General features: G+C 73.5%; 1 protein-coding gene and 1 pseudogene. Both read right to left on the bottom strand.

What is annotated here, in order from left to right:
• Window positions 1-3,932, bottom strand: a pseudogene (locus ACWDCZ_RS20680) (hypothetical protein); the annotation flags it as partial.
• 104 nt (window positions 3,933-4,036) lie between these two features.
• On the bottom strand, window positions 4,037-6,644 hold a 2,608-nt coding region (eccCb, locus tag ACWDCZ_RS20675; RefSeq protein WP_449816603.1), incomplete at its 5' end, for a type VII secretion protein EccCb.

Below are 6,644 nucleotides of genomic sequence, written 5' to 3'. Positions count from 1 at the left end.
GCCGCCGACTCCGACGGCGACTTGACCCGCTCCGACGAACCCGAACCCCCCACCGCCGCACCGGACTTCTTCGACGCCCCAGCAGGCTCCTCACCCTTGGGCGTCACCCAATCCTTCCCGGCGGCCTCCCGCTTCGCCGCGGCCTCCCGCTTGTCCGTCAACTCCGCCGACTCCGACGGCGACTTGACCCGCTCCGACGAACCCGAACCCCCCACCGCCGCACCGGACTTCTTCGACGCCCCAGCAGGCTCCTCACCCTTGGGCGTCACCCAATCCTTCCCGGCGGCCTCCCGCCTCGCCGCGGCCTCCCGCTTGTCCGTCAACTCCGCCGACTCCGACGGCGACTTGACCCGCTCCGACGAACCCGAACCCCCCACCGCCGCACCGGACTTCTTCGACGCCCCAGCAGGCTCCTCACCCTTGGGCGTCACCCAATCCTTCCCCGCAGCCTCCCGCCTCGCCGCGGCCTCCCGCTTGTCCGTCAACTCCGCCGACTCCGACGGCGACTTGACCCGCTCCGACGAACCCGAACCCTCCACCCCCACACCGGACTTCACCTTCGCCCCCGCGTTGCCGGCCTCGGACCCCGCACCCGCCTTCGCCGCTGCCGCCGCATCGGCCTCGGCCTTGGCCTTGGCGATCCGGGCGTTCGCCGCGGTCTCCTGCTTCGCCGCCAGCTCCGACTGCGGACCCCGGCTGTTCGTCGATGTCTCCGCGTTCGGGAACTCCTGCTGGGATCCGCTCCGCGGGCCGGTTCGGTTCGACGCTCCGGCGTCCTCGGAGACCCGCGGACCCTCGCCGAGACGATCGCCCCGGCCGGAGAAGGGTTCCGTCTTGCTCACGGGCTTCTCGGTGGACGATCCGACCTTGGTCGAGCCGCCCGCCCCCGATTCGGTCGGCTTGGCCTCGGTGACGGTCTTCACATTGGAGCCGCCGGATCGCATCCCCGACTCCGAGGTGCTGCTCCTCGGCCCCGCCCCGTCCTGGGGGCCATCGGCGAGGGTCCTCACCTTCTCGGGACCGAACGGCCGCACGGTGGGCTTCTTCGGCGCCGAGCCCTCGGACTTCGTCGTCGTCCCCTCCTGCCGGCCGTTCTGCCGCGTCTGGTCCGGGGTGGGCCGGTCCCCCTTGCCCGGGGCCTCGCCCGCGGAGGGCTTCTGCTTCGACCCGTCGGTGCCGCCCTCGTGCTCCCTCGGCGAGGGGGTGTCCGCGTCCCCCGACTTCTTGAGGTCGTCCATGGTCGTCGACCTGCGATCAGCCGAATCCCGGGACACCCACCTCTCACCGGGCTTGCCGTCCAACGTGGACCCGGTGCCCCGGTCGACCAGCGGCTTCTCCTTCGGCGACCCGCCCTTCACCGGACCATCCGCCGGCAGGTCGTTCACGGTCATCGACCTGCGATCAGCCGAATCCCGGGACACCCACTTCTCACCGGGCTTCCCGTCCAACGTGGACCCGGAACCCCGGTCGACCAGCGGCTTCTCCTTCGGCGACCCGCCCTTCACCGGACCATCCGCCGGCAGGTCGTTCACGGTCATCGACCTGCGATCAGCCGAATCCCGGGACACCCACTTCTCACCGGGCTTCCCGTCCAACGTGGACCCGGAACCCCGGTCGACCAGCGGCTTCTCCTTCGGCGACCCGCCCTTCACCGGACCATCCGCCGGCAGGTCGTCCATGGTCATCGACCTGCGATCAGCCGAATCCCGGGACACCCACTTCTCACCGGGCTTCCCGTCCAACGTGGACCCGGTGCCCCGGTCGACCAGCGGCTTCTCCCCCGACGATCCGCCCTTCGCCGAGCCGCCCGCCCCGTGTTCGCTCGGGAGGTCGTTGAGGGTCCTCACGTTGGAACTGCCGGGTCGCATCCCCGGTTCCGGGGCGCCACTCTTCGGCCCCGCCCCCTCCGGGGGGAGGTCGGCGATGGTCATCACCTTCCTGGCACCGAACGGCCGCGTCGAGGGCTTCTTCGACGCCGCACCCTCCGACTTCCCGGTCGTCCCCTCCTGCTGGCCGTTCTGCCGGGTCTGCTCCGAGGTCGGCCGGTCCCCCTTGCCCGGGGCCGTGCTCTCGGAGGTGGTCTGCTTCGTCCCGTTGGTGCTGCCCTCGTGCTCCCGCGCCGAGGAGGCGGTCGACTGCCGGTTGCTGTTCTCCGGTGCCTGGGGCTCCAGTTCCCTCGGCAGGGGCTTCTGCCCCCCGGTCGACTGGTTGGTCCGCTCGTTGCCCTTGGGTGCGGAACCGGAGGAGCCGCCGGACTTTCCGTTGTCCCGCATCGGCTCCAGCGGGGTGTCGCGGGGGGTGGTGCCGCCTCCGGTGGCGGTCCGCTGGTTGTTCGTGGGCGCCTCCGCGCCCTCCTTGAGGGGCTGCTTCACGCCCTCGGGCCGGTTGTTGTTGCCGCCGGGGAGGCCGTCGTGGTTTCCGGGGGTCTTCGCGGAGAGCGAGTTGCGGTCCGTGGCCACAACGGCGTTGTCGCCCTCGACGCGGGCGGAGGCCGAGGACGGCCGGCCGTTGGCGCCGACGTCGCTGCCGGGCCGCGTTCCGCCGGGCTGCCGGTCGAAGGAGGCCTTGTAGGTCTGGTTGTCGACGGGCGTCTCGGACTGCGAGTGGCCGGGGGTCTGCTCGTTCGGGCCGGGCCGGGTGACGTTGCCGGTGCCGTTGCCGTTGCCGGTGCCGCGCGAACCGCCGTTCCCGCCCGTCTCGTTGACGGAGCGCGAGGTGGCGTCGGGCAGCGAGCCGTCCTTGCCGCCCAGCGGCCCGTGCGTCTCCTGGCCGCCGATCTGGCCGCCGGTGCTCTTCGGCGGGGCGACGTTGCCGATCCCGCCCGCCCCGGGCTCGTGCACTCCGGTCCCGGGCTTCACCTGACCGCCGGGGGTCGGCTGGTGGGTTCCCGACGGGTTGAGCTGGCCGGGCTCCCGGGTCACCGGCTCGGGGCCCCGGCCGGGCGTCGTGGTCCTGGGCGGGCCGGGCGGGGTGCTGCCGGGGGCCTCGTGGGGGATCCCGGTCTTGGGGGGCTCCACCCCGCCGGGGGCGACGGGCGAGCGTCCCGGCGGCACGCTGCCCGGTTCGGCGCCCAGCGGCTTGCCGCCGCCCGGGAACAGCTCCGGCGGCGGGACCTTGCCGATGCCGCCCGGGGTGACTCCGCCGATGTGCCCCGGCCCTTCCGGAAGCGGCACGGAGCCGCGCCCCGGCAGCGGGACGTGCTCGGTGACCGGGGGCTTCACACCCGGCGGGTCGACCTTCGGCGGGGTCACGCCCTTGCCCCCGACCCCCTTGGGGCCGCCGCCGATCCCGACCTCCTTCGGTCCGCGCAGACCGGCCAGTCCCCCGAGGCCGCCGAAGACGGCCCCGAAGCCCATGCTCATGCCCTCGGCGGCCCAGTCGATCTCGAACGGGACGTCGTAGATCTTGTCGGCGATCAGCTGGGCCAGCAGGTCGGTGCCCAGCTGGAGCAGGCCGCCGGCCACGGCGCCGCCGATGAAGGCGCCGATGTTGAGGATGGTCTGCAGGCTCTCGCCGATCGTCCTCAGGATGTTGGTGATGAGGGTGATGAGGCCTTCGAGGAGCGGCGCGATCAGCCTGGCCAGCAGGCCCAGGCCGAAGGGGAGGACGAACCCGAGGATGGTGGCGATGATGCTGGCCAGCCCGGCCGCGTTGGCGGCCTTCTGCTCGGCGGCCATGATCTTCTCCAGCGCCCGGCCGTAGTCGTTGATGGCGTCGCCGATCTTCCAGCAGGTGGTGACCGCCGGGTCGAGCACGCTGTTGCCGACGAGGTTCCAGGCGTCGTGCGCGGCCACCATGCCGTCACCGGTCCACTGGAACTTGTCCATGGCCATGCTGGTGCCGTACCGGGCCGCGTACACCGTGTTGCCCAGCTCGATCCACTGGTTGCCCAGGGCGTAGATGTCGCTGATGCTGAAGCCGTTGTCGGCCATCGGGGATCCACCTCGAAGCAACTGCCGCGGAGAGCGCGGGCGGGAAGGTACGAACGGGCCGGGGGCTGCGAGAGCCCCCGGCCCGGTGGGAGGAGCCCGGCTGGTCAGGCCGGCTCCTCCTCGCGGAGCGCGACCTGGAGCAGCCTGGCCGGTCCGGAGCGCCGGACGAGGACGCCGCGGCCCGGGGGGCGCTGGGCCGCGCGCTGGTCGCCCAGCAGGACGCCCTCGCGCGGGTCGCCGGAGAGGATCAGGCCGCCGGTGCCGAGGTCCTTGAGCCGGGAGAGCAGCGGGTCGGACATCAGCGGGCGTCCGACACCGGCCACCCGGCGGGCCAGCACCACGTGCAGGCCGATCTCACGGGCCTGGGTGACGTAGTCGGCGAGCCTGGCCAGCGGGGACTGGTGGCCGACCGCGACCAGGTCGTAGTCGTCCACCACCACGTACAGTTCGGGACCGTCCCACCAGTCCCGGGCGCGGAGCTGGGCGGCCGTGATGCCGGGCGGCGGCATCCGCTCGGCCAGCTTGGCGACCAGCTGGTCGACGTAGGCCTCGGCGGCGGCCGCGTCGCCCGCGTAGGCGCCGATGTAGTCCTCCGGCACCGCGTCCAGCAGGCTGCGCCGGTAGTCGATCACCATGAACCGGGACTCCCAGGCGGTGCTCCGGGCGGCCGTGGCGGCCATCCAGGTGCGCAGGAAGGCGGACTTGCCGCTGCCGGCGTCGCCGAACACCAGGAAGTGCGGGTCGCCCGGCCCCATCGCCAGGCCGACCGGCGCCAGGTCGCGCTCGCCGACGCCGATCGGCACCTCGTCCGCGGCGAAGCCGGCCGTCCCCGCGGGGTCGAGGTCCTCGAGCAGCACCCGGTCGGGCAGCATCAGCACCGGCGGGGCACCGGCGCCCGGCCAGGAGGCGGCGATCTTGCCGAGCGCGTCCTCCTGGGCCTCGGCCAGGCCGTCGGTGCCCTCGCGGCCGTCCAGCCGGGGCAGCACGGCCTGGTACAGCACGCCGGGCGACACGATGCCGCGGCCCTGGATGTTGGGGACCTGCCGGCTCGCCTGGCGGCTGACCTCCGACTCGGTGGGCTCGTTCAGCCGCAGCTCCAGGCGCCCGGAGAAGCTGTCGCGCAGGTTCGGCCGGATGTCGGCCCAGCGGTTGGCGGTGACGATCACGTGCACGCCCACGCCCAGGCCGCGGGAGGCGATGTCCAGCACCGAGGCCTCGGCGCCCTCCAGTTCGGTGCGGATCGCGCCCCAGTTGTCCAGCAGCAGGAAGACGTCGGCGGCCCGGGTCCCGGCCGGCAGCCGGTCGGCCTTGCGCAGCGCCCGGAAGGCCGCCACCGAGTCGATGCCCAGCTCCCCGAAGAGCTGCTCGCGGGCGGCGACCAGGAGGCCGAGCTCGGCCAGCACCCGGCGGGCCCGCTGCTCGTCGCGGCGCCCGGCCACGGCGCCCACGTGCGGGGCGGCCTCCAGTGGGCCGAGGCTGCCGCCGCCGTAGTCCAGTCCGTAGAACTGCACCTCGTCGGGGGTGTGGGTGAGCATCGCGGACAGCACCGTGGTGCGCAGCAGGGTGCTCTTGCCGGTCTGCGGCGCGCCCACCAGGGCGAGGTTGCCGTGGACGCGTTCGAAGTCGAACTGGAGCGGCAGCTGCTGCTGCTGGAGGGGCAGGTCGAGCACGCCGACGGGGAAGGCGAGCCGGCCGGTGCCGGGCCACAGGCCGGCCTGGCGGCCGCGCCCCGGCTGCTCGGAGACCGGGCCGATCAGGCTGTCCAGCGGGATCGCGGCGGGCAGCGGGGCGAGCCAGACCTGGTGCACGGACTGCCCGAACCGGCAGACCTGGTCGACCGCCACCTCCATCTCGGTGGGGCCGGCGGGCAGGGCCGGCGGCTGGGACTCGGCGGGCTCCTCGGGCTCCTCCTGCGGCGCGGTGCGCAGTTCGAAGGGCACGACCGGGAGGCCGGCCGCGGCGCCGTCCTCGCCCGCGCCGGGCTCCTGGTACGGGCCGGAGATGTGGGCGACCCGGAAGCGCTGGTAGACCGACTCGTCCACCTTGAGGTAGGCGGAGCCGGGGATCGGGGGCAGCTGGTAGGCGTCGGGGGTGCCGATCACCGCGCGGCTCTCGGCGGCGCTGAAGGTGCGCAGGCAGACGCGGTACGACAGGTGCGACTCCAGGCCGCGCAGCCGGCCCTCCTCCAGCCGCTGGGTGGCCAGCAGCAGGTGCATGCCCAGGCTGCGGCCGACCCGGCCGATCTGGACGAACAGATCGATGAAGTCGGAGCGCTGGGAGAGCAGTTCGCCGAACTCGTCGACCACGATCAGCAGGTAGGGCAGCGGCTCCAGCGGCTTGCCGTCCACGTCGCACTGCCCGGCCGCCTGGCGCAGCTGGTACTCGCGCAGCGAGTCGACGTTCCCGGCCGCGCGCAGCAGCCGCTGCCGGCGCTGCTGTTCGCCCTGGAGGGCGGCGCGGACCCGGTCCACCAGGGAGAGGTCGTCGGCGAGGTTGGTGATCAGGCCGGCCACGTGCGGCAGTCCGGTGACGCCAGCGAAGGTGGCGCCGCCCTTGAAGTCGACCAGCACCAGGCTGAGCAGCTCCGGGGAGTGGGTCATCGCCAGCCCGGTGACCATGGTGCGCAGCAGTTCGCTCTTGCCGGAGCCGGTGGCCCCGACGATCAGGCCGTGCGGGCCCATGCCGCCCTGGGCGGACTCCTTGAGGTCGAGC

It is taken from the genome of Kitasatospora sp. NPDC001225, assembly GCF_053597855.1.
Note: the sequence above shows the minus strand (reverse complement) of the source record. Positions and strands in the feature narration are given on the sequence as shown.